The sequence below is a fragment of the Salmonella sp. SAL00672 genome, assembly GCF_046552175.1.
Classification (GTDB): Bacteria; Pseudomonadota; Gammaproteobacteria; order Enterobacterales; family Enterobacteriaceae; genus Salmonella; species Salmonella enterica.
The window spans coordinates 67871-92006 of record NZ_JBGDUQ010000006.1 but is presented as its reverse complement, the minus strand read 5'-3'; the positions used below and the strand labels follow the sequence as shown (position 1 = coordinate 92006).

The window sequence follows — 24136 nt, the reverse complement described above, 5'->3', positions numbered from 1 at the left end:
AAATGCCCCGCGCCGCGGAGCTACAAATAAAGTAAAAGGGTCTTTTTTCGTTAGCTGAGACGTTGCGGACCGGCGCGGATACCCTGCGCCTGACTTATCCAGGCCGGGATGCTAAATGCGGTTTGTGGCGCAAAATACGCCAGGGAGAGGCGGCGAACAATCGCCGGCGGCGTGCCCTCCTGCGTGAGCATCGCGCTGAGCGTATTCAGTAAGGCGATATGATGCGCCTGTAATGGCGACGGCGCGTCGGCAACGGGCAGCGTTTGCGGCGCCATTGCAAAAGAAAGGTGGCGAATCACCGTGCGAATAGCGTGCTGATGCCAGTAATCTACGGTGAAATTGGGACGACGGTTAGAGGCTTCTAACAGCGCAAGATGGCTAAAGTTAACTTTAGACGCGGTGCTGGCGGTCGTCCTTGCAGGCGTATTGGTTTCAGCGGCGTTACTGAGCGCGGGCAAACCAAAACTCGCCGCGACCATCCCTAATAAGAGATGCGGCCAGAAGTATCGTCTGCCTAACTGTCGCCAGCGCGTCAGTATTCCACTCACGTCATTGCCACCTGATATGCCCCTCATGGGCTTACGGAATCAAAACAATTTGCGCACAAATCTTATCATTAAAGCGTACGCGCTACAGCAGTAATGACGAGAAGCTAAGGTGAAAATCGGCTAAGAAAACAGCGAACGCGCCGTGTTTCCATTTAACCCTGTCAAAATGGCTGTATTAAGGAAAGCGCAGATAAAGGATAGTAAAAAAAACGACTGGCTCGCCTGGCCGGAGAGAGTGCCAGGTTAACCAGTCGAATTTTATACGACAGCGTATGTCGTTATGCCAGTACCGTCGAAGGCGCTTTGAAAGCCAACGGCAGTTCTGCGTCGTCCTGGAAGGTCACAAATTCCCAGGCTTCCTGTTTTGCCAGGACTGCCTGTAACAATTTGTTATTCAATGCGTGACCGGATTTATACGCGGTAAACGCACCAATAATATTGTGACCACACATGAACAAGTCACCGATCGCGTCGAGCATTTTGTGACGAACGAATTCATCTTCAAAACGCAGGCCGTCTTCGTTCAATACGCGATAATCGTCAACAACGATGGCACAATCGAAGCTGCCGCCCAGGCACAGGCCGCGGGACTGCAGATATTCGATATCACGCATAAAACCGAAGGTACGCGCACGGCTGATCTGGCGCATGAACGCATCCGCAGAGAAGTTCATCGCGTAGCGCTGGCTGCTGGAATCGATCGCCGGATGGTTAAAGTCGATGGTGAAATCCAACGTAAAACCATTGTACGGTCTGAATTCAGCCCATTTATCGCCATCTTCAACCCGAACAGTCTCTTTGATGCGTACGAATTTTTTGGCGCAGTTCAGTTCATCAATACCGGCATCAAGCAGCAGGTAGACAAACGGAGCGGCACTGCCATCCATGATCGGGATTTCCGGGGCATTAACCTCAATAACGATGTTATCGATACCTAAGCCCGCCAGAGCAGCGTTCAGGTGCTCAACGGTTGAAATCCGTACATCATGCTCATTCACCAGACACGTACAGAGCATGGTATCACGCACAGATTTGGCATCGGCCGGGAAATCTACCGGTGGATTCAAGTCGGTGCGACGATAGATGACCCCGGTATTGGCCGGCGCAGGGCGTAATGTCAGGGTGACTTTTTTGCCGGTGTGTAAACCGACGCCAGTCGCCTGAACGATACGTTTAAGTGTCCTTTGTTTGATCATCGTATAATCTCGCCAAATTACCTATCCAACCGAAGTGTACTATACATTCGGCGGGCCAGTTTAGCACAAAGAGCCCAGAATCCCAAATTCCAGCTAATTCTTAATCAGCTTGCTTACGCAGGAATGCGGGGATATCCAGATAATCCGGCTCTTTCGCCGCCTGTGGTGTATTGTCGTTAACCACTTTCGCGACCGTTTTTTGCTCCTGCGTCAGCGGCGCCATACCGTGCTGCTGATAACGATCCAACACCGGCTGCTGCACCTGTTTATTGGTGACCAGAGTGATTTCAGGACGCTTGTCCATACCAATTCCAGTGGCAACAACGGTCACGCGCAGTTCGTCGTTCATATCCGGGTCCAGAGAAGTACCGATAACCACGGTGGCGTTATCCGACGCAAACGCGCGAATGGTGTTACCGACGGTTTCAAACTCGTCCAGACGCAGGTCGAAGCCCGCCGTAATGTTGACCAACACGCCGCGCGCGCCGGACAGGTCGATATCTTCCAGCAGCGGAGAAGAAATAGCCATTTCAGCCGCTTCTTCCGCACGGTCTTCACCGCTCGCCACGCCGGAGCCCATCATTGCGTAGCCCATTTCAGACATCACGGTACGCACGTCAGCAAAGTCGACGTTCATCAGGCCCGGGCGGGTGATCAGCTCTGCGATACCCTGAACCGCGCCTTTCAGCACGTCGTTAGCCGCGCCGAACGCGTCGAGCAGGGAGATACCACGGCCCAGCACTTTCAGCAGCTTGTCGTTCGGGATGGTGATCAACGAGTCCACATGCTTGGACAGCTCGGTAATACCCTGCTCCGCAAATGCCATGCGCTTTTTGCCTTCAAAATTGAAAGGCTTAGTCACCACGGCAACGGTCAGAATACCTAAATCTTTTGCCACTTCAGCAACCACTGGCGCCGCGCCGGTTCCGGTACCGCCGCCCATGCCTGCCGCGATAAATACCATGTCTGCGCCTTCAAGCGCCGCACGCAGCGCTTCACGGTCTTCGTCCGCCGCGTTACGACCGACTTCCGGGTTAGCGCCGGCGCCCAGACCTTTGGTAATGCCGCTACCAATTTGAATGGTCTGGCCAACCGCCGTTTTACGCAACGCCTGAGCGTCGGTATTCACCGCGAAGAATTCAACACCTTCGATGCGCTCGCGCACCATGTGTTCAACAGCGTTACCGCCGCCACCACCGACGCCGATGACTTTAATCACCGCGTCGTTGGTTAGTTCCATAGGTTCAAACATAATCTCTCTCCGTCATGTGCCTGTCGCCTGAGGCCGTAATATCTGGCGGCCTCATAAAAATTAAAACTCTTTTCGCAGCCAGCTATTAAGTCGCTTGATCCACGAGCCAACTGATGCCGTAACACGTTTTTCCACTTCTGCTTCACCGTTTAAGTGGGACTCTTTCCCGTAGTGAAGCAATCCCACCGCCGTTGAGTAATACGGCTCCTGGGCATAATCCGTCAGACCGGTGATATTCAGCGGCGCGCCGATACGCACCTGCGTATGAAACACGCGCTGAGCGCAAGCAGCAAGCCCTTCGATTTGCGCCGCGCCGCCGGTTAACACAATCCCCGCCGCCAGGTGATGTTTTACCCCTTGTTGGCGAAGCTGTTCCTGTAATTGCAATATCTCTTCGTTGACCAGATTGAGCAGCTCGGTGTAACGCGGCTCAATCACTTCCGCCAGCGTCTGACGTTGCAGGCTGCGCGGCGGACGCCCGCCCACGCTCGGTACTTCAACGCTCTCGTCTTTACCGACGATGGAGCCCAGCGCGCAACCGTGGCGAACTTTAATGGCTTCAGCATCGCTCGGCGGCGTACCAAAGGCATAAGCGATATCGCTGGTCACCACGTTCCCCGCGTAAGGGATCACTTTGGTATGACGCAGCGCGCCGCCAGTATAAACGGCGATATCCATTGTACCACCGCCGATATCCACGACACAGACGCCCAGTTCACGTTCATCTTCCGTTAACACGGAATAACTGGCCGCCAGTCCGGCAAATATCAGTTGGTCAACTTTCAGACCACAACGTTCAACAGCTTTGACAATGTTTTTTGCCATATCGTTGTGGCAGGTAATCAAATGTACTTTCGCCTGCATACGCACGCCGGAAAGACCGACCGGATTTTTAATGCCTTCCTGGTAGTCAATGGCGTACTCCTGAGGAATCACATGCAGCACGCGATGCTCATCGCGCACGCGCACTGACTTCGCAGTATGCACGACGTTTTCCACATCTTCTTGCGTCACTTCCTCTTCGGAAATGGGCACCATACCAATTTCATTCTGACAGCTAATATGTTTGCCGGAAAGCGCCAGATATACCGAGGAGATCTGGCAATCAGCCATCAATTCCGCCTGGTCAATGGCGCGCTGAACGCATTTCACCACTGACTCAAGGTCATTCACCCCGCCTTTATCCATACCCCGCGATGGGCAACTGCCCACGCCAATGATATTGACCATACCGTCGGGCAGAACTTCCCCTACTAAAGCGGCAACCTTCGCGGTGCCAATCTCCAGTCCTACTACCAGTTTTCTGTCCGTCGCCTTGATCATTGTTGTTCTGCCTGTGCCTGATTCTGTTGCTGATTAGATTCCTCAGGGGGGAGCGGCGCCCAGCCAACTGCCGCACCTGAGTCATAACGCAAATCAACGTAGCTAATCCGTTTGCCATCGGTTTGCGCCTGCTGCTGTAAAACCGGATAGAGTTCTACAAAGCGAGCCAACCTTTTCATCGTATCGCCCCTGCCGAGATTGAGCTTAATGCCGTTATTAAGCGTCAATTGCCAGGAGCGACGTGCGGTCATCGCCGCTTCCTTCAGAGTGAATTTATCCTTAGCCAGCACCTGCCCCATCTCGCGGTATCCCTGCAACACTTCACTCGCGCTGCCTTCCGGGCCATACAACATGGGTAAAACCTGTTTGCCGATGCGGTCTGACGGCACGCTGAAGGTGTTCCCTTCAGCATCGACCATATGTTGATCATTCCAACGCGCAATCGGCACATATTCAACCAGATGAATCTTCAATTCATCAGGCCACTGTTTTCTGACGCTGGCCTGTTTAATCCACGGCAAACGCTCAATCTGGCTCTGGATAATGTTCACATCCTGCGTCATGAAGGTTCCCGGCGCGCCCAGAGCCAGTATCGCCTGACGGATATCATCGTTACGCGTGTAGTGACGCTCGCCGGTTAATACCAGCTTTGATAACGGTAAACGCTGCGCATCTTCCATCCACCCTAACACGACCCACCCGCTAACAAACACGGTGCACAGTACCGTCAGCAGGAATAAAATTCCTGCAAGACGCGTTCCATTATTGCGGCGTGAAGAAGGCGTCTCTTCATCACTGTTTCGCGTGTTCAGCGCAGCCTGCGACATATCAGTCCGCCAACTCCAGAATTCGTACCACTAACTGCGAGAAGCTCATTCCCGCCTGACGCGCCGCCATCGGCACCAGACTATGGCTGGTCATCCCCGGAGAAGTATTGGCTTCCAGCAGATAAAACTGACCATCGCTGTCCAGCATGACGTCAATACGCCCCCATCCCGTGCAGCCTAAAGCTTTCCATGCCTGCAGGACGAGAGACTGTAGCGCGGCTTCCTGGGACGCTTCTAAACCGGCAGGGCAGAAATACTGAGTCTCATCAGAGAGATACTTCGCCTCATAATCATAGAAGGTTCCTGCCGGTTGGATACGAATTGACGGTAAAATTTCTTCGCCAACTATCGCCACCGTAAATTCCGGACCGCACAGCCATTTCTCAATCAGTATTTCGTCATCATGCTGAAAAGCCAATGATAACGCACCCTGTAAAGCATTTTCTTCTACTACTTTCGTCATACCGACGCTGGAGCCTTCACGGCTGGGTTTGACGATCAGCGGTAAACCCAGCGCCGAAATTCGCGCTTTTTGTTCTTCGCTAAGGCCTTTTTCAAACTCAGCGCGCGTCAGCGCGACCCACGGCGCAACCGGTAAGCCTGCGCCCTGCCACAGCAATTTACTGCGCAGTTTATCCATGGAAAGCGCCGAGGCCATCACGCCGCTGCCGGTATAAGGCAGGCCGAGCAGTTCAAGCATTCCCTGTAAGGTGCCATCTTCACCGCCACGGCCATGCAACGCAATAAAGACCTTCTGAAAGCCCATTGCTTTAAGCTGCGCGACATCGACCTCTTGCGGATCGACGGGATGCGCATCAATGCCGCCTTCACGTAACCCGGCCAACACTGCCGCGCCGGAATTTAACGAAACGTCCCGCTCCGCAGAGGTTCCGCCCAACAGGACCGCGATTTTATCAGCCATGTTGCTCTTCCTCCTGGATTTGCGGCTTCAGCTTGATTTCAGATAAGTAACGCGCAATTTTGCCAACATTTCCTGCGCCTTGCACTAATATCAAGTCGTTACCCGTCAGCACCGGCGCTAACATTGTCGCAACCTGAGCCGGATCGGAAACCAGAATCGGGTCAATTTTTCCCCGATTACGAATCGTACGACATAAAGAACGGCTATCCGCGCCCGGAATCGGCGCTTCGCCCGCCGGGTAAACGTCCAGCATCAGCAGCGCATCGACCTGGGTCAGCACATTGGCGAAATCGTCATACAGATCGCGCGTGCGCGTGTAACGGTGCGGCTGAAACAGCATCACCAGGTTTTTATCCGGCCACCCTGCTCGCGCAGCTTTAATGGTGGCGTCTACTTCAGTCGGATGATGGCCATAATCATCCACCAGCATCGCCGTCCCGGCTTTACCATTCACCGGCTCAAGCGGGAACTCGCCGAGGAAGTCAAAACGACGCCCGGTCCCCTGGAAGCTTTCCAGCGCGCGCAGGATAGCGTCATCGGCGATGCCTTCTTCGGTCGCTACCGCCACTGCTGCGGCCGCATTCAGGGCATTGTGGCGACCCGGCGCATTCAACGTGACATGCAGATCCGGCATTCCCTGGCGCAACAGCGTAAAGTGCCCCTGCGGCCCTATCTGCTGATAATCTTCTACGCGGACGTCAGCATCCTCGCTAAAGCCATACGTCGTGGTCTGACGCCCCACCCGCGGCAGCAACTCGCGGATGACCGGATCGTCGACGCACATTACCGCGCGACCGTAGAACGGCAGGTTATGCAGGAAGTTAATAAACGTCTGCTTTAAATTTTCAAAGTCGCCATGATAGGTATCCATATGGTCGGCTTCGATGTTGGTGACGATCGCAACCATCGGCTGCAAATGCAGGAAGGATGCGTCGCTCTCATCTGCCTCGGCAATCAGGTAACGACTATGGCCCAGACGCGCATGAACGCCTGCGGCTTTCACCAATCCGCCATTCACGAAAGTCGGGTCCAGCCCCGCTTCGGCATAAATACTGGACACCATCGCGGTCGTTGTGGTTTTTCCGTGCGTCCCGGCAATGGCGATGCCGTGGCGAAAACGCATCAGTTCCGCCAGCATTTCCGCACGGCGAATAACCGGAATACGCGCTTCATGCGCCGCGACAATTTCCGGGTTATCCGCGGAAATTGCGCTGGAAACGACGACCACGCTGGCATCACGCACATTTTCCGGACGATGGTTAAAGAAAATCGTCGCCCCCAGGCTCGTCAACTGCTGGGTCACCGGATTCGGCGCTAAATCGGAACCACTGATCTGATACCCTTCATTGGCCAGAACTTCGGCAATACCGCCCATACCAGCACCACCGATGCCGACAAAGTGAATGTGCCGAACGCGACGCATTTCGGGCACGATGGAACGCAGTTTTGCCAGTTGTTGTGTATTCATTCTTTACGCCATTAACTCCAATACCCGCCATACTTCAAATTGCAGATGCGTTGGCTTGCCTGCAACCCAAATTATTGAGGGTAGAAAAACCCTGCGATGCAAAAGGCACCGCCACAAATTATGTCCGGGCAACCCGGCTGACTTCACTGGCGACGCGCTCGGTAGCATCCGGAATGGATACCGCGCGGGCACGCTCCGCCATGGTTAACAACGCCTCGTGCGACCACCCCGCCAGGGTGTCGGCGACAGCCTCTACAGTAAACTGCGGCTGCTCAAAAATCTTAGCTGCGCCGGCGTTTTCTAACGGCAGCGCATTCCAGTACTGCTGCCTGTCTTTATGCTGAAACGGCACGAATATCGCCGGTAACCCGGCGGCGGCGATCTCGCTCACCGTTAAAGCGCCGGAACGGCACACCACCACATCCGCCCACGCATAGGCGGCGGCCATGTCATCGATAAATTCCGTTACCTTATGCTGCGATTGTCCCACCCCGGCATACGCCTGCTCTACCGTGTGCTGCGCGCCTTTTCCGCTTTGATGCCAGATTGTAACCGTATCGCCCAGTCTGGCGGCAACCTGCGGCATCGTCTGGTTCAGGACTCGCGCCCCCTGAGAACCGCCGACCACCAACACGCGAATCGGGCCGTCACGACCGGCCAGACGCTCCTGCGGCAACGGCAACGCCAGTACGTCGGTACGCACCGGGTTACCCACCACTTCCGCGTTCGGAAACGCACCGGGAAACGCCTGCATCACCGTGGTCGCGATTTTGGCCAGCCACTGATTGGTTAGCCCGGCGATACCGTTTTGCTCATGCAAAACGACCGGAATACCCAATGACCAGGCGGCAAGACCGCCGGGGCCGGAAACATAACCGCCCATTCCCAGCACGACATCCGGCTTAAACCGCTTCATGATCGCCCGCGCCTGCCGCCAGGCGTTAAAAATCCGCAGCGGCGCCGCCAGAAGCGCTTTTACGCCTTTACCGCGCAGACCGGAGATCCGAATAAAGTCAATGTCGATGCCATGCTTCGGCACTAAATCCGCTTCCATACGATCGGCGGTACCCAGCCAGCGAACCTGCCAGCCCTGGGCCATTAAATGATGCGCAACGGCCAGTCCCGGGAACACGTGCCCGCCGGTACCGCCCGCCATCACCATTAACCGCTTCGGTTGACCACTCATCGAGAACCTCGTGTAAACGCCTGCGCTTTTTCCAGACGCGTTTCATAATCAATACGTAATAAAAACATAATGGCCGTCGACATAATCAACAGACTCGACCCGCCATAACTGATCAGCGGCAGCGTAAGGCCTTTGGTCGGCAGCATCCCCGCGGCCGCGCCAACGTTTACCAGCGCCTGGAAACTAAACCAGATACCGATAGAACACGCTAAAAATCCGGAAAAACGGTGGTCAATCTCCAATGCCTTACGGCCAATCGACATCGCGCGAAAAGCGACGAAGAATACCATTAAAAGCGCCAATACCACACCGATATAACCCAGTTCTTCCCCAATAATGGCGAAGATGAAATCGGTGTGCGCCTCCGGCAAATACTCCAGTTTCTGCACCGAATTCCCCAGCCCTTGCCCCCATATCTCACCGCGACCAAAAGCCATCAGCGACTGCGTCAGCTGATAACCGCTGCCGAACGGATCTTCCCAGGGGTTCCAGAACGAGGTAACGCGGCGAATACGATACGGTTCGGCGAGGATTAACAGAATCACCGCCGAGATGCCCATCCCGATAATGGCGATGAACTGCCATAATTTCGCCCCGGCGAGAAACAGCATCGCCAGCGTGGTGACAAACAGTACGACCACTGTCCCGAGGTCAGGCTGCGCCAGCAGTAACACCGCCAGCACCAGAATCACGCCCATTGGTTTTAAAAAGCCGCGCAGGTTATTTCGCACTTCATCAACCTTACGCACCAGATAGTTCGCGAGGTAGCAGAACAGCGACAGCTTGGTAAACTCCGCAGGCTGAATACGTAGCGGCCCCAGCGCAATCCAGCGCGACGCCCCGTTAACCGAGCTCCCGACGACCAGCACGATAAGCAGCATAATGATCGACGCAATCAGCATCGTCGTGCTGTATTTTTGCCAGAAGGTCATGGGCAAACGTAGCGTGACCATCGCCAGACAAAATGCCAGGAAGATATAGAGCGCATCACGTTTGGCAAACAAAAACGGATCGTTCGCCAGGCGCTGCCCGACTGGCATGGAGGCCGACGTCACCATGACAAAACCAATCGCCGCCAGCCCGAAGGTCAGCCATAGCAGCGTGCGGTCATACATGATCAGACTGTCGGCGTCTTTATCGCGCGAAGCCATCACCCAGCCTTTAAGCGCCGCAAACAGCCAGGCCAGGAGGCCAAAGCCTGGTACGCGCGGCATTCTCAGACGGGGGAGAGATAAACGCATCAACCTAACTCCTTCGCCAGACGGGTAAAGACATCGCCCCGTTGCTCAAAATTTTTAAACTGATCGAGGCTGGCGCAGGCGGGCGACAGCAGCACCATATCACCCGGCTGAACGCGCGGCGCCAGCAAACGCATCGCCTCTTCCATCGTCTCAGTCTGTTGGGCGATTTCCGGACGCAGTGCGGCAAGCTGCGCGCCATCGCGCCCAAAGCAATACAGGCGGATACGATCGCCGGTCAGATAGCGTGTCAGCGGAGAAAAGTCTGCCGACTTACCGTCGCCGCCCAGCAGCAGATGTAGCGTACCGTCCACATGCAAACCGTTTAGCGCCGCTTCGGTACTGCCGACGTTGGTCGCTTTCGAGTCGTTGATCCAACGTACGCCGTTATGCTCCAACGCCAGCTGGAAGCGATGCGCCAGACCAGTAAATGTCGTCAACGCCTTCAAACTGCTGGCGCGCGGCAGACCTACGGCATCCGCCAGCGCCAACGCCGCTAACGCATTGGTATAGTTATGCTGACCGGAAAGCTTCATCTCTTTCACGTTCAGCACCTTCTCGCCTTTGACTCGCAGCCAGGTTTCGCCCTGCTGACGATTAAGGTGATAATCGCCCATATTGACGCCAAAGCTGATGCAGCGCTCATCGGCCCCACGAACCGGCATCGTCAACGCATCATCGGCATTCACTACGCACACTTTCGCCTTCTCGTAGACGCGCAGTTTCGCCGCCCGGTACTGTTGCAAACCAAACGGATACCGGTCCATATGATCTTCAGTGACGTTGAGCACCGTTGCCGCCGCCGCTTGCAAACTTGAGGTAGTTTCCAGTTGGAAACTGGATAATTCCAGCACGTACAATTCGCGATCGGCATCCAGCAGCATCAGCGCCGGAAGACCGATATTGCCGCCAACGCCGACATTGACGCCCGCCGCTTTCGCCATCTCGCCCACTAAGGTGGTCACGGTGCTTTTGCCGTTCGAGCCGGTGATGGCTACAATCGGCGCTTGCGCTTCGCGGCAAAACAGTTCGATATCGCCGACAATTTCTACTCCAGCGCTGGCGGCAGCGCTCAGCGAAGGGTGCGCCAGAGCAATACCAGGGCTGGCGACGATTAAATCCGCCGCTAAGAGCCACTCGTCGTTCAGGCCGCCAACGTGACGCTCAACCTCTTGCGGCAGCTTATCCAGACCCGGCGGCGTCACGCGAGTATCCATCACCCGCGGCGTCACGCCGCGAGCGAGAAAAAAGTCCACGCAAGAGAGTCCGGTTAAGCCCAGACCAATAATGACGACGTTTTTGTCCTGGTAATCAGCCATGATTAACGTACCTTCAGCGTTGCCAGGCCAATCAGCACCAGCATCAGCGAAATAATCCAGAAGCGCACAATCACGCGCGGTTCCGGCCAGCCTTTCAGTTCATAGTGGTGATGGATAGGCGCCATACGGAAAATACGCTGTCCGCGTAGTTTAAAGGAGCCCACCTGCAGGATGACCGACAGAGTTTCCACCACAAAGACGCCGCCCATGATCACCAGCAGAAATTCCTGACGCAGCAGCACGGCGATAATGCCCAACGCACCGCCCAACGCCAGCGATCCGACATCGCCCATAAAAACCTGCGCCGGATAGGTGTTAAACCACAAGAATCCTAATCCCGCGCCGACAATCGCCGTACAGACAATCACCAGCTCGCCCGCATGGCGTAAATACGGAATATGCAGGTAATTGGCGAAGTTCATGTTCCCGGTCGCCCAGGCCACCAGCGCAAAGCCGGCGGCAACGAAAACAGTCGGCATGATCGCCAGGCCATCAAGCCCGTCGGTCAGGTTTACGGCGTTACCCGTACCGACGATAACAAAGTAGGACAGCAGAATGTAAAACAGCCCCAATTGCGGCATAACATCTTTAAAGAACGGCACCACCAGTTGGGTCGCGGGCGTGTCTTTCCCGACGAGATAAAGCGCAAAGGCCACGCCGAGCGCGATAACCGACATCCAGAAATATTTCCAGCGCGCAATCAGCCCTTTGGTATCTTTCCGCACCACTTTGCGGTAGTCATCGACAAAACCGATAATGCCGTAGCCGATCAATACCACCAGCACGCACCAGACGTACGGGTTAGACGGGTAAGCCCATAACAGAACGGAAATCACAATCGCCGTCAGGATCATGATGCCGCCCATCGTCGGCGTACCGCGTTTACTGAAGTGCGATTCCGGGCCATCGTTACGTACCACCTGGCCAAAAGAGAGTTTTTGCAGACGAGCGATCATACGCGGGCCCATCCATAAAGAGATGAACAGCGCGGTCAACAGGCTGACGATGGCGCGAAACGTCAGATAAGAAAAGACGTTAAAGCCGGAATAATATTTGACCAAATGCTCGGCCAGCCAAACTAACATGAACCTTTCTCCTGTAACGCATGAACCACATCTTCCATCGCGGCGCTGCGTGATCCTTTCACTAAAATAGTCATCATTGGTTGCTCCTGAAGCAGAGCGTGTAAACGCGCAATGAGCGCGGCTTTATCGGCAAAATGTTCGCCGACGCCGCTGGCGTGGCTGATAGCCTGACTGAGTTTTCCGGTGCTTAACACGCGATCAATACCCGCCGCTTTTGCGGCCTCGCCAACCTGGAGGTGGCACGCTTCGCTTTCTGCGCCCAGCTCGGCCATATCGCCTACCACCAGCACACGGTAGCCGGGCATTTCAGAAAGGACCTGCACTGCGGCGGTCATCGAACCGACGTTGGCGTTATAAGCGTCATCCAGTACCAGTTGGTTTTCACTTAGCTGAATCGGGAACAGACGCCCGGGTACGGCTTTTAACGCCGCCAGCCCTGCTTTAATCGCCGTCAGCGTAGCCCCCACCGCCATTGATAAAGCAGCGGCCGCCAGCGCGTTGGCAATATTGTGCCGCCCCGGCAACGGCAGCAGCACATCAATGCTGCCCATCGGCGTTTGCAGGGTAAATTCAGTACCGTGTGACGTCACGTGGATATTCGCAGCGGTAAAGTCGCTGTTTGCCGCATTCGGCGAAAAGCGCCACACCTGACGATCGCCAATAATGCTTTGCCAGTTCAGCCAGTCATTATTATCGGCATTCATAATCGCGATACCGTTCTCAGGCAAACCGGTATAGATTTCGCCTTTCGCTTTCGCCACGCCGGCCAACGAGCCGAAACCTTCCAGATGCGCCGCCGCCAGGTTATTGACCAGCGCCGCTTCCGGGCGCGTCAGGCTAACGGTCCAGGCGATTTCTCCCTGGTGATTAGCGCCTAACTCGATTACCGCATAGCCATAATCATGGTTTAAGCGCAGCAGCGTTATCGGCACGCCGATGTCGTTGTTAAAATTGCCTGCGGTATACAGAGTATTTCCGCACTGGCTAAGAATCGCGGCGGTCATCTCTTTGACCGAGGTTTTGCCGGACGAACCGGTTAACGCCACCACCCGCGCCGGTACCTGCATACGTACCCAGGCGGCCAGTTGGCCAAATGCCTGACGCGTGTCTTTTACAATCACCTGCGGAAGATCGATATCCAGAGGACGACTGACCAGCAGGGCGCCAGCGCCGTTCGCTTTTGCTTTATCGGCAAAATCATGCGCATCAAAGCGTTCCCCTTTCAGCGCCACGAACAGGCATCCCGGCGTCACTTTCCGTGTGTCGGTAATGACCGTATCGAGCGTGAGATCCGCCCCGCGGTGTTCGGCGCCAAGGACATCGGCAATTTTGCTGAGCGTTACGCTAATCATGCGATCACCCCCAGCAAACGCGCTGCGGTCACGCGGTCTGAATAATCAAGACGCTGCGTGCCGACAATCTGGTAATCCTCGTGCCCTTTACCTGCAATCAGCACGACGTCATTGTCTTTTGCCTGCATAATGGCATTGGTTACCGCCTCAGCGCGGCCTTCCATTACCCTGACCTGCCCGGCGTCCAGCATTCCGGCCAGAATATCGTTGATAATGGCGCGCGGCTCCTCGGTACGCGGGTTATCGTCAGTCACCACGACGATATCCGCGAATTCTTCGGCAATGGCCCCCATGAGTGGGCGCTTACCTTTGTCACGATCCCCGCCACAGCCAAAGACGCACCACAATTTTCCGGCGCAGTGCAGGCGCGCCGCCTGCAACGCTTTTTCCAGCGCATCCGGCGTGTGCGCGTAATCCACCACCACCGTCGGTTTGCCTGGCGCAGTGAACACTTCCATACGCCCGCAAACCGGCTGCAAACGCGCGGCGGTTTTCAGCAAATCCGTTAACGGATAGCCCAGCGCCAGCAGCGTCGCCAATGCCAGCAGTAAGTTGCTGACGTTAAACGCGCCCATCAGGCGGCTTTCGATTTCGCCTTCACCCCAGCTTGAAGCAAAACGAATCGTCGCTCCGCGGTCGTGGTACTCCACCGCCTCCGCTTTCAGCCAACGACCGTGACAGTTAGGGTTGATATGCCCTTCCATTGATACCGCGACCGCATCGGGTAGCGACGCCAGCCAGCGGCGTCCAACTTCATCATCGGCGTTGACGATTGCCTGTCCGTGATGGTGGGTGGAATAAAGCATCCATTTTGCCGCCTCGTAATGCGCCATATCGCCATGATAGTCGAGATGGTCGCGGCTCAAATTAGTAAACACGGAGGCGGCAAATTTCAACGCCGCCACGCGATGCTGCACCAGGCCGTGAGAAGAGACTTCCATCGCGCCGAAGGTCGCGCCCTGCGCAACCAGACTGGCCAGCACATGCTGAACATCCACAGCGGAACCGGTTGTGTTCTCCGTCGGGATCACTTTACCCAACAGTCCGTTGCCTACCGTTCCCATCACTGCGCTGGTTTCGCCGAGCAACTGGCTCCACTGCGCCAGTAGTTGGGTGGTGGTGGTCTTGCCATTGGTGCCGGTCACCGCCACCAGACGCATGTTTTCAGATGGCTCATGGTAAAAGCGGCCCGCCAGCGCAGATAAACGCTCATTGAGCTGGCTGAGATAGACGACTGGTACGCCGTGCATTTCGCGAATCTCACCGTCGCTCGCCTCGTCTTTCGCCTCTGCAATAATGGCAGCTACGCCTTGCGCTATCGCCTGCGGGATATATCGACGCCCGTCCGCCTGATGACCCACCACTGCCACAAAGAGATCGCCCGCCGCAGCCACACGGCTGTCGAGCGTCATCTCTCGCAGTTCTCGCGCGGGTAGTCCAGCCACCCACGGAGCAAGAAGGTCGCGCAAATTACGATCTGCCACCTGTTCCCTCGCCTTGATTAATTACGAATTCATTTTTTTCGCCCGTTGCCAGCGCGTCCGGTTCGATGTTCATGGTGCGCAGAACGCCGCCCATGATGGCACCAAATACCGGCGCGGAAACGGCGCCGCCGTAGTATTTACCCGCCTGCGGATCGTTGATGACAACCACCAGCGCGAAGCGCGGCTGACTCGCAGGCGCGACGCCTGCGGTGTAAGCAATGTATTTGTTGATGTAGCGACCGTCCGGCCCCACTTTTTTCGCCGTACCGGTTTTAATCGCGATACGGTAGCCTTTAATTGCCGCCTTCACGCCGCCGCCGCCCGGCAGCGCCACGCTTTCCATCATATGCACCACGGTGCGTACGGTGGATTCAGGGAAGATGCGTTCGCCGGGTACAGGCGGATCAACTTTGGTAATCGACAGCGGGCGATAAATGCCATAGCTGCCGATCGTTGCATAGACTCGCGCTAACTGTAACGGCGTTACCATTAGCCCGTAGCCGAAAGAGAAGGTGGCCCTCTCTATGTCGGACCACCGTTGTTTTTGAGGATATAAGCCACTGCGTTCTCCGACCAACCCCAAATTGGTCGCCTTTCCTAGCCCAAAACGTGAGTAAGTATCTACTAACGCTGAGGACGGCATCGCTAACGCCAGTTTGGATACACCGACGTTACTCGACTTCTGTAGAACCCCGGTCAGGGTTAATTCGCTGTAGCGCGCCACATCTTTAATTTCGTGGCCGTTAATTCGGTATGGAACGGTATTCAACACCGTATTTTCGTTGACGATACCGCGCTGAAGCGCAGTCATCACCACCATCGGCTTAACCGTAGAACCCGGTTCAAACACGTCGGTGATGGTACGGTTACGCATCGCGTCTTTCGGCGTACCGGCAAGGTTGTTGGGGTTATAGGAAGGGCTATTCGCCATCGCCAGTACTTCACCGGTATTGACATCGACCAGCACCGCGCTACCGGACTCCGCCTTGTTAAACGCCACCGCGTTGTTCAGTTCGCGGTAAACCAGCGCCTGTAAGCGTTCATCAATGCTTAACGCCAGGTTGTGCGCTGCCTGACTGTCAGTGGAGGAGATATCCTCAATCACGCGACCATAGCGGTCTTTACGCACGATTCGCTCGCCAGGCTGACCGGTAAGCCACTTATCAAAGCTCTTTTCAACGCCTTCAATCCCCTGACTGTCGACGTTGGTAAAACCGATGAGGTGAGCGGTTACTTCTCCTGACGGGTAGTAGCGGCGGGATTCTTCACGCAAATGAATGCCCGGCAGTTTGAGTTTTTTGATGTAGTCCGCCATGTCAGGATTTACCTGGCGCGCCAGATAAATAAAACGCCCTTTCGGGTTGGCGTTGATACGGGCGGAGAGCTGATCGAGCGGAATATTGAGCGCAGTAGAAAGCGCTTTCCAGCGATCGCCAACGCTGATGCCGCCAGCGTCATGAACTTCTTTCGGGTCGGCCCAGATCGCCTTAACCGGTACGCTGACCGCCAGTGGACGCCCGGAACGGTCGGTAATCATACCGCGTGAGGTGGAGACTTCCTGAACACGCAGCGAACGCATATCGCCCTGACGCACCAGCATATCCGGGGCGATAATCTGTAGCCACGCCGCGCGTCCAAGTAAAAAAACCAGCGCCAGTAAAATACAGCCGCACAGCAACGCAAAACGCCAACTGATGAAGTTGGTCTGTTCTTCCTGGCGCTTCGATTTTTGCGTTTTTGCCGCTGCTTTCATGCGTCGCGTTTATCCTTATTTTTGCACTACGATATTTTCTTGGGACGGATCAACATGCTGCATTTGCAGCTTTTCCGTTGCGATCCGCTCCACCCGGCTGTGATCGCCGAGCGCATTTTCTTCAAGGATCAGGTTGCGCCATTCAATGTCCAATGCATCGCGCTCCAGAACCAATTGTTCACGCTGCGCGGTGAGTAAACGAGTATGGTGCGCCGTCGTGACCACCGTCACCGCCGTTAAAATGATGCAAATGAACAAGCAGAGTGGCAGCTTCCCGAACCGCAAAAGATCGTCACCGATCACGCCAGGCAAGGCATGGCGCTCGTTGCTTCCTATCGATCCCTTCACTTTGCTTAGGGCTTCTGTCACTCTGCTGATCATGCGTTCGTCCTCTCTGCGATACGCAGAACTGAACTACGGGCCCGAGGATTTTCAGCTACCTCTTTTTCACCCGGCATCAACTTGCCTAACGCTCGTAACTCACGACCGCCCAGTTTTTTGAGCTGCGCTTCCGTCATCGGTAATCCCGCCGGCACCTGCGGACCGCGGCTTTGCTCACGCATAAAGCGTTTCACAATACGGTCTTCCAGCGAGTGGAAACTGATGATTGAAAGCCGCCCGCCTGGGGCCAGTACGCTGAGCGAGCTTTTTAGCGCCTGCTCTATCTCCTCCAGTTCACTGTTTACCCAGATGCGCACCGCCTGGAAGGTACGGGTCGCGGGATGTTTGAATTTGTCTTTTACCGGGGTCGCCGCCGCAACCACTTCCGCCAGCTCTTTGGTGCGGGTCATCGGCTGTTCGCGATTGCGCTCAACAATGGCGCGAGCAATACGTTTGGCAAAACGCTCCTCGCCGAATGTTTTCAGCACCCAGGCGATATCCGCCTCCTCCGCCGTTTGTAACCACTCGGCGGCAGACTGGCCGCGCGTCGGGTCCATTCGCATATCCAGCGGACCGTCGCGCATAAATGAAAAACCGCGCTCCGCATCGTCAAGCTGCGGAGAAGAGACGCCAAGATCGAGAAGGATCCCGTCAATCTTGCCGGTAAGCTCGCGCTCGGCTACATAATCAGCCAACGCGGAAAAAGGTCCATGAATGATGGAGAAGCGAGGATCATTGATGGCCTGCGCAACGGCGATCGCCTGCGGATCGCGATCGATCGCCAGCAAGCGCCCCTCTTCGCCCAGTTGCGAGAGGATCAGGCGCGAGTGGCCGCCGCGACCAAATGTGCCATCAATATAGATACCATCCGGACGAATATTCAGCCCATTAACGGCTTCATCCAACAGTACCGTAGTGTGTTTAAAATTTTCCATCATCTTATAGAGACAAGTCCTGCAGCCGCTCCGATAACGTTTCGGTAGCTGACTGTTCAGCGTCGATATCTTCCTTGACCTGTTGATACCAGGTCGTTTCATCCCACAGCTCAAATTTGTTGAACTGTCCAACCAGCATCACTTCTTTCGTCAGTCCGGCATGTTGCCGCAGAACTGGCGCGATCAGTAATCGACCTGCACCATCCATCTGACATTCGCTGGCATGGCCCAACAGTAAACGCTGTACGCGACGTTCTACCGGGTTCATGCTCGACAGACGAGATAACTTTTGCTCAATAATTTCCCATTCAGGCAGGGGGTAAAGCAGCAGGCATGGGTGATGGATGTCAATGGTACATACCATTTGACCGGTAGCGCTCTCGATCAGTTGCTCCCGATAACGGGTCGGCACGGTCAGGCGCCCTTTACTGTCGAGATTGACTAACGTTGCCCCCCGGAACATGCCAGTCTCACCCCTTCTTACCACTTTATCCCACAAATTCCCACTCGAAGGAGTTTACGGAGCGGAGGAAAAGCTTGTCAAGCAAGTCACAACGCTTACCTAAGTAAAAAAGCCAATGTTTACGGCGAATATCTGCGTTGATTAATTTCCGCCCAGCGTGCAAGCCAAATTAACGTTATGAATATTTGTAAGAAAAAAACCAAAGGCCCACCGCCGTTTAAAACGGACTCAATATAATCCGAGAAAAATATAAAGTGTCAGTTTGCGACGCGAGCGGCATTTTAGGACATATTGCACCGTGTTAACAGTGCCTGTTTAACGTGTGCGGTGCCTGCTATACCAGCGCCTACGAGCGACTGTCGCGCCAAAGACAAAAAGTGGCTGTTAATTCGACGATTTCTTGCCTGCTTGTAACAAAACAAGACAAAGGAAAAGACTCGTTACGTCTTAATTAGTGGAATATGGACGATTTCGGACAAAAGAAAGGTAATAAAAAAGAATTTTCGGATAATTTTAAGGAATAATCTTAATTATTTGAGGGATATTTTTACTGATACGCATTTGTTTGACGGCGGCAGAAGAGAGAGTCTTTTACCGCCGGTCCTTTAGCTACGGCTCAGAATGCCGCGACGATACAGGTTTCGCCGAATACGCGTTAAGCCGGGTTTCGGTTTACGCGGTTCATCAAGACTTGCCAGCACAATCTCCAGCACGCGTTCCGCGACATCACGATGACGCTGCGCCACCGCCAGTACCGGGCATTGCAGAAAATCCAGCAGCTCATGATCGCCAAAGGTCGCAATCGCTAAATCCGAAGGCAGTTTTCCATCGCGCCGCAGCGTAACGTCCATCACGCCCTGTAATAGCGCGAATGATGTCGTAAAGAGCGCCTGCGGCATAGGATGCGTTTCCAGCCATTTCTCAAACAGCTGCGCGGCGGCTTCGCGCTCATAGCTGTTGGCATATAAGAAATTCACCTCCCGCGGATCGTCTTTCCATGCGGTGCGGAACCCCTGCTCGCGCAGGAAACTGACGGACAACTCCGGCAGCGCGCCCAAATAAAGCACCGTTTCCGCCGGGAATTTACGCAGCTCTTCCGCCAACATCTCGGCATCATCCTGATCGGCGCCGACCACGCTGGTGAAATGTTCGCGATCCAGCGCGCGGTCGAGCGCGACGATGGGGAACGGATCGTTGGCCCAGCGCTGATAGAAGGGATGCTCCGGCGGTAACGAAGTTGAAACAATGATTGCATCCACCTGGCGTTGCAAAAGGTGCTCAATGCAGCGCATTTCGTTATCCGGCTGATCTTCAGAACAGGCGATCAGCAGTTGGTAGCCACGCTGGCGTGCCTGGCGCTCAAGATAGTTTGCGATACGGGTGTAGCTCGTGTTTTCAAGGTCCGGGATCACCAGACCAATGGAACGTGTGCGTCCAGCACGCAGCCCGGCAGCCACAGCGTTAGGATGGTAATTGTGCTCACGCACTACCGCCATGACTTTTTCTACGGTTTTGTCGCTCACGCGGTATTGCTTTGCTTTACCGTTTATAACGTAGCTTGCAGTTGTGCGCGAGACACCGGCCAGCCGAGCGATTTCATCCAGTTTCACAATTGCCCCTTGTGTAAATTGTACAAACCATAACCTTTATGTCGGCATGGGTTAAAATCGTTAACATCTAAGCGCAGTTTGATCACTCCGGCAACCGCTTTTATTCCGGGTTACCACGGATTTCGCAAAAAAAAGCCCAACCGGTGATATTGGGTTGGGCGATAATTCCTGTTGGCTGATATCCGGCAAACCTGCCTGATGGCGCTACGCTTATCGGACCTGGGCCAGATATCAGCCTGTAGACCGGATAAAACGCAACCGCGTCGTCATCCGGCGAATCAGCTCAGCGCATAATCTTATCGCCGCGCGAAAGCCCGACGACGCCTGAACGCGCCACTTCAACAATTTTCGCCACGTCGCGCAGCGAGGCCAGAAAAGCATCCAGTTTATCGCTGGTGCCCGCCAGTTGAACGGTATACAGCGTTGGCGTGACATCAATAATCTGACCACGGAAAATTTCCGTATTACGCTTCACCTCTTCCCGTCCGTAGCCGCTGGCCTGGATTTTCACCAGCATGATTTCCCGCTCAACGTGCGCTCCCTGTCCCAGCTCGCTGACGCGCAGCACATCAACCAGCTTGTGCAGTTGCTTTTCAATTTGCTCAAGCACTTTTTCATCGCCTACCGTCTGGATAGTCATACGCGACAACGTCGGATCGTCTGTCGGCGCGACGGTCAGGCTTTCAATATTATATCCGCGTTGCGAAAAGAGGCCGATAACCCGCGATAACGCCCCAGATTCGTTTTCCAGTAATACCGATAAAATCCGGCGCATCATCAGGTCCTCTCCGTTTTGCTTAACCACATTTCGTCCATCCCGCCCCCGCGAATCTGCATCGGATAGACATGCTCGCTGCCATCAACGGTGACATCGACGAACACCAGTCGGTTATTACGCACATGCTCAAGGGCTTCGCTGAGTTTACTTTCCAGCTCATCCGGGTGGTTAATCTGCAGCCCGACATGGCCATATGCTTCCGCCAGGCGCACAAAATCCGGTAACGACTGCATATAAGACTGAGAATGGCGACCGGAATAGATCATATCCTGCCACTGTTTTACCATCCCCAGATAACGGTTGTTCAGGTTCAGAACCAGTACCGGCAGTTCATACTGTAAGGCTGTCGACAGCTCCTGAATGTTCATCTGTATACTGCCATCGCCGGTCACGCAGACCACCATTTCTTTCGGCAGGGCCATTTTAACGCCCAGCGCAGCCGGTAGGCCAAAACCCATCGTGCCGAGCCCGCCGGAATTAATCCAGCGACGTGGCTTATCGAACGGGTAATAGAGGGCGGCAAACATCTGGTGTTGTCCTACATCGGACGTCACGTAAGCGTCGCCCTTCGTCAGACGCCAGAGGGTTTCAATCACCGCCTGGGGTTTAATGCTTTCGCTTTCCGCGTCATATTTCAGGCACTGACGGGCGCGCCAGCTCTCTATCTGCTGCCACCAGTCGCGAATATCATCCTGCGGCTGAGACGGCGCATCCTGCGCCAGTAGCTCCAGCATTTGTTCCAGTACCAGGCGGGCATCGCCCACCACCGGGATATCAGCGTTAACCGTTTTGGATATGGACGTCGGGTCAATGTCGATGTGTAATACCGTCGCGTTCGGACAATATTTAGCGAGATTATTCGTCGTGCGGTCGTCAAATCGTACGCCAACAGCGAAAATCACGTCGGCGTTATGCATGGTCATATTGGCTTCATAAGTGCCATGCATTCCCAGCATTCCTAACGACTGGCGATGAGTAGCAGGAAACGCGCCCAGTCCCATTAATGAAGAGACCACCGGCAGGTTAAAGGTTTCAATGATGTGGCGCAACGGCGCATAGCAGGCCGCGCTTATCGCCCCTCCCCCAACGTAGACCACCGGCTTTTTTGCCGACGCCAGCGTTTGCAAGGCACGCTTAATTTGTCCTTTATGTCCTGATGTTGTGGGATTGTAAGAGCGCATACTGACCGTCTCCGGCCAGGCATACGGCATTTTTTTCGCCGGATTCAAAATATCTTTCGGCAAATCCACGACCACCGGCCCAGGACGTCCGCTTGCCGCCAGCCAGAAGGCCTTTTTAAGCACCAGGGGAATATCTTCCGTCTGTTTGACCAGGAAGCTATGTTTGACCACCGGTCGGGAAATCCCCACCATGTCGCACTCCTGAAAGGCATCATAGCCAATCAATGAGGTGGCGACCTGGCCGGAAAGAATCACCAGCGGAATGGAATCCATATAGGCCGTAGCAATCCCGGTAATCGCATTGGTCGCTCCCGGTCCGGAAGTCACCAGCACCACGCCAACGTCGCCAGTGGCTCGCGCCAGGCCATCCGCCATATGCACCGCGGCCTGCTCATGACGCACCAGCACATGATCGATCCCTCCAACGGTATGTAGCGCATCATAAATATCAAGCACTGCGCCTCCAGGATAGCCGAACACCTGCTTTACGCCTTGATCGATAAGCGATCGGACGACCATCTCGGCTCCAGACAACATCTCCACGGCTTGCCTCCACTTTATACCTGTCATCACGGTTTGACGGACACCTTAACCGCTCGCTATCACGCCTGGCAATTGGGTGGAATGACGTAAAGATGGGGAAGGTTAGAATAATCAGGAGGCAAGAAGAGAAGAAATGGAGAAATACTCCGTCTGAATCACACCAGGTAATAAATAATCGCTTATAAATGCAGACTTACAGCAATTCATCTATTTTTCACAACGACGAAAAGAATCGCTCACCGTTAATTCAGCATAAAATTTTTTATATACGCTAAAAAGCAGAATAAACCAGAATTTGTTTCTGATTTATTCTGCCCGGTTTTATCGCTTACAAACAGAAACTAATAAATCTTCCATCCATTGGTGCCCTTTATCACGCCCAGCCGCTTCATGCCAGGAAAGGTAGCATGTCCGGCTATTCAGTTTTAAAGGCAACGGCAATATTTGCAGATCCAGCGATTCCGCAAACTCTTCCGCCAGCCAGCGCGGGGCAATAGCGACCAAATGCGTCTGCGAAACCACGTTCAGAACGCTGATAAGCGCCATGCCCTGATAAGCCACGCTCGACTGTTTATCCGGCGTGTCATACCACGGCTGACTAAATGACGCATAACGATCGAGAGAAACAACCGCATGTTGTTCATTATAAACATCGCCTTCCAGTAGCGGGCCGCTAATACGCGGGTGTTTTCGGCTGGCGACTAAAACCATTTCATCTTTAAATAGCGGTACGCTGGTAAACTCAGGACGACGGAATTCTTCATAACTAATAACGAACTCGGTTTCCTGATAGCGTAACTGATGCTCAGTATTCTGATTCAACGACGCTTTAAAAACGACATGAATATTTGGCGCAATTTTTTCTACACGATTATAAATCTGTGACGTCAGGATATTATCCAGCGGACTGCACACGCAAAGATTGAATACACGTTCGCTGCTGGTCGGCTCAAACCCCGATCCCGGCAATTCATTTTGCACCAATTGTAACGCCTGACGGACTGAACCAAATAACTGAAATGCACGGGCAGTCGGCTGAATTCCTCGTCCATATCGAACAAAAAGTTCGTCATTAAACATAACCTTCAGACGCGCTACGGCGTTACTGACCGCAGGCTGCGACATTCCCAGCGTGTGGGCGGCGCGCGTAATATTCTGCTCTTGCATTACCGCATCGAACACGGTCAATAGGTTCAAATCAACCATGCGAAGCTGTGGTTTGCCCATATCTAAAAGATGCGGCTTTTCGGTTTTGACCTCTGGCATATTTAACTCCACTGTCACGCTTAACT

21 protein-coding genes are annotated in these 24136 nt (G+C 54.5%); all 21 read right to left on the bottom strand.

What is annotated here, in order from left to right; all coding sequences use genetic code 11:
- Positions 1 to 50: 50 nt before the first annotated feature.
- Complete coding sequence (secM, locus tag ACLJTG_RS16020) at positions 51 to 548, bottom strand: secA translation cis-regulator SecM (protein ID WP_000014336.1); 498 nt, start codon at positions 546 to 548, stop codon at positions 51 to 53.
- Positions 549 to 826: 278 nt separating this feature from the next.
- Positions 827 to 1744, bottom strand: coding sequence for a UDP-3-O-acyl-N-acetylglucosamine deacetylase (gene lpxC, locus ACLJTG_RS16015; RefSeq protein ID WP_000595487.1), 918 nt, complete (start codon positions 1742 to 1744; stop codon positions 827 to 829).
- Between the two features lie 100 nt (positions 1745 to 1844).
- The gene (gene ftsZ, locus ACLJTG_RS16010; protein WP_000462785.1) at positions 1845 to 2996 is read right to left on the bottom strand and encodes a cell division protein FtsZ; all 1152 of its coding nucleotides are present in this window, start codon (positions 2994 to 2996) and stop codon (positions 1845 to 1847) included.
- A 60-nt stretch (positions 2997 to 3056) separates the two neighbouring features.
- Positions 3057 to 4319, bottom strand: a complete 1263-nt coding sequence (gene ftsA, locus ACLJTG_RS16005; protein WP_000588463.1) for a cell division protein FtsA — start codon at positions 4317 to 4319, stop codon at positions 3057 to 3059.
- The gene (gene ftsQ, locus ACLJTG_RS16000; protein WP_000075728.1) at positions 4316 to 5146 is read right to left on the bottom strand and encodes a cell division protein FtsQ; all 831 of its coding nucleotides are present in this window, start codon (positions 5144 to 5146) and stop codon (positions 4316 to 4318) included. The genes ftsA and ftsQ overlap by 4 nt, the downstream gene beginning before the upstream one ends.
- A gap of 1 nt (position 5147) precedes the next feature.
- Positions 5148 to 6068: a D-alanine--D-alanine ligase gene (locus ACLJTG_RS15995; protein ID WP_000763895.1), complete on the bottom strand. Its 921-nt coding sequence runs from the start codon at positions 6066 to 6068 to the stop codon at positions 5148 to 5150.
- Positions 6061 to 7536 carry a UDP-N-acetylmuramate--L-alanine ligase gene (gene murC, locus ACLJTG_RS15990; RefSeq protein ID WP_001096070.1) on the bottom strand — a complete coding sequence of 492 codons (1476 nt, stop codon included), beginning with the start codon at positions 7534 to 7536 and terminating at the stop codon, positions 6061 to 6063. Before murC ends, ACLJTG_RS15995 begins: the two co-directional genes overlap by 8 nt.
- A 118-nt stretch (positions 7537 to 7654) precedes the next feature.
- Positions 7655 to 8722: an undecaprenyldiphospho-muramoylpentapeptide beta-N-acetylglucosaminyltransferase gene (gene murG, locus ACLJTG_RS15985; protein WP_198898308.1), complete on the bottom strand. Its 1068-nt coding sequence runs from the start codon at positions 8720 to 8722 to the stop codon at positions 7655 to 7657.
- Positions 8719 to 9963 carry a cell division protein FtsW gene (ftsW, locus tag ACLJTG_RS15980; RefSeq protein ID WP_001239803.1) on the bottom strand — a complete coding sequence of 415 codons (1245 nt, stop codon included), beginning with the start codon at positions 9961 to 9963 and terminating at the stop codon, positions 8719 to 8721. Before ftsW ends, murG begins: the two co-directional genes overlap by 4 nt.
- Positions 9963 to 11279: a UDP-N-acetylmuramoyl-L-alanine--D-glutamate ligase gene (gene murD, locus ACLJTG_RS15975; RefSeq protein ID WP_198898307.1), complete on the bottom strand. Its 1317-nt coding sequence runs from the start codon at positions 11277 to 11279 to the stop codon at positions 9963 to 9965. Before murD ends, ftsW begins: the two co-directional genes overlap by 1 nt.
- Before the next feature lie 2 nt (positions 11280 to 11281).
- Positions 11282 to 12364: a phospho-N-acetylmuramoyl-pentapeptide-transferase gene (gene mraY / locus ACLJTG_RS15970; protein WP_000964138.1), complete on the bottom strand. Its 1083-nt coding sequence runs from the start codon at positions 12362 to 12364 to the stop codon at positions 11282 to 11284.
- Positions 12358 to 13716, bottom strand: coding sequence for a UDP-N-acetylmuramoyl-tripeptide--D-alanyl-D-alanine ligase (gene murF / locus ACLJTG_RS15965; RefSeq protein ID WP_198898306.1), 1359 nt, complete (start codon positions 13714 to 13716; stop codon positions 12358 to 12360). Before murF ends, mraY begins: the two co-directional genes overlap by 7 nt.
- On the bottom strand, positions 13713 to 15200 hold the full coding sequence (gene murE, locus ACLJTG_RS15960) for a UDP-N-acetylmuramoyl-L-alanyl-D-glutamate--2,6-diaminopimelate ligase (protein WP_000775073.1): 1488 nt from the start codon (positions 15198 to 15200) through the stop codon (positions 13713 to 13715). The genes murF and murE overlap by 4 nt, the downstream gene beginning before the upstream one ends.
- Positions 15187 to 16953, bottom strand: a complete 1767-nt coding sequence (ftsI, locus tag ACLJTG_RS15955) for a peptidoglycan glycosyltransferase FtsI (RefSeq protein WP_000642235.1) — start codon at positions 16951 to 16953, stop codon at positions 15187 to 15189. The genes murE and ftsI overlap by 14 nt, the downstream gene beginning before the upstream one ends.
- Before the next feature lie 15 nt (positions 16954 to 16968).
- Positions 16969 to 17334, bottom strand: a complete 366-nt coding sequence (gene ftsL, locus ACLJTG_RS15950) for a cell division protein FtsL (protein WP_000625651.1) — start codon at positions 17332 to 17334, stop codon at positions 16969 to 16971.
- Positions 17331 to 18272 carry a 16S rRNA (cytosine(1402)-N(4))-methyltransferase RsmH gene (gene rsmH / locus ACLJTG_RS15945; RefSeq protein WP_000970433.1) on the bottom strand — a complete coding sequence of 314 codons (942 nt, stop codon included), beginning with the start codon at positions 18270 to 18272 and terminating at the stop codon, positions 17331 to 17333. Before rsmH ends, ftsL begins: the two co-directional genes overlap by 4 nt.
- A gap of 1 nt (position 18273) precedes the next feature.
- Positions 18274 to 18732 carry a division/cell wall cluster transcriptional repressor MraZ gene (mraZ, locus tag ACLJTG_RS15940; RefSeq protein WP_000488294.1) on the bottom strand — a complete coding sequence of 153 codons (459 nt, stop codon included), beginning with the start codon at positions 18730 to 18732 and terminating at the stop codon, positions 18274 to 18276.
- Between the two features lie 605 nt (positions 18733 to 19337).
- Positions 19338 to 20342, bottom strand: coding sequence for a catabolite repressor/activator (gene cra, locus ACLJTG_RS15935; RefSeq protein WP_000762406.1), 1005 nt, complete (start codon positions 20340 to 20342; stop codon positions 19338 to 19340).
- 283 nt (positions 20343 to 20625) lie between these two features.
- Positions 20626 to 21117, bottom strand: coding sequence for an acetolactate synthase small subunit (ilvN, locus tag ACLJTG_RS15930; RefSeq protein ID WP_001563086.1), 492 nt, complete (start codon positions 21115 to 21117; stop codon positions 20626 to 20628).
- Positions 21118 to 21119: 2 nt separating this feature from the next.
- The gene (gene ilvI, locus ACLJTG_RS15925; protein ID WP_000425603.1) at positions 21120 to 22844 is read right to left on the bottom strand and encodes an acetolactate synthase 3 large subunit; all 1725 of its coding nucleotides are present in this window, start codon (positions 22842 to 22844) and stop codon (positions 21120 to 21122) included.
- 321 nt (positions 22845 to 23165) lie between these two features.
- Positions 23166 to 24110 carry a transcriptional regulator LeuO gene (leuO, locus tag ACLJTG_RS15920; RefSeq protein WP_001115420.1) on the bottom strand — a complete coding sequence of 315 codons (945 nt, stop codon included), beginning with the start codon at positions 24108 to 24110 and terminating at the stop codon, positions 23166 to 23168.
- Positions 24111 to 24136 lie beyond the last annotated feature (26 nt).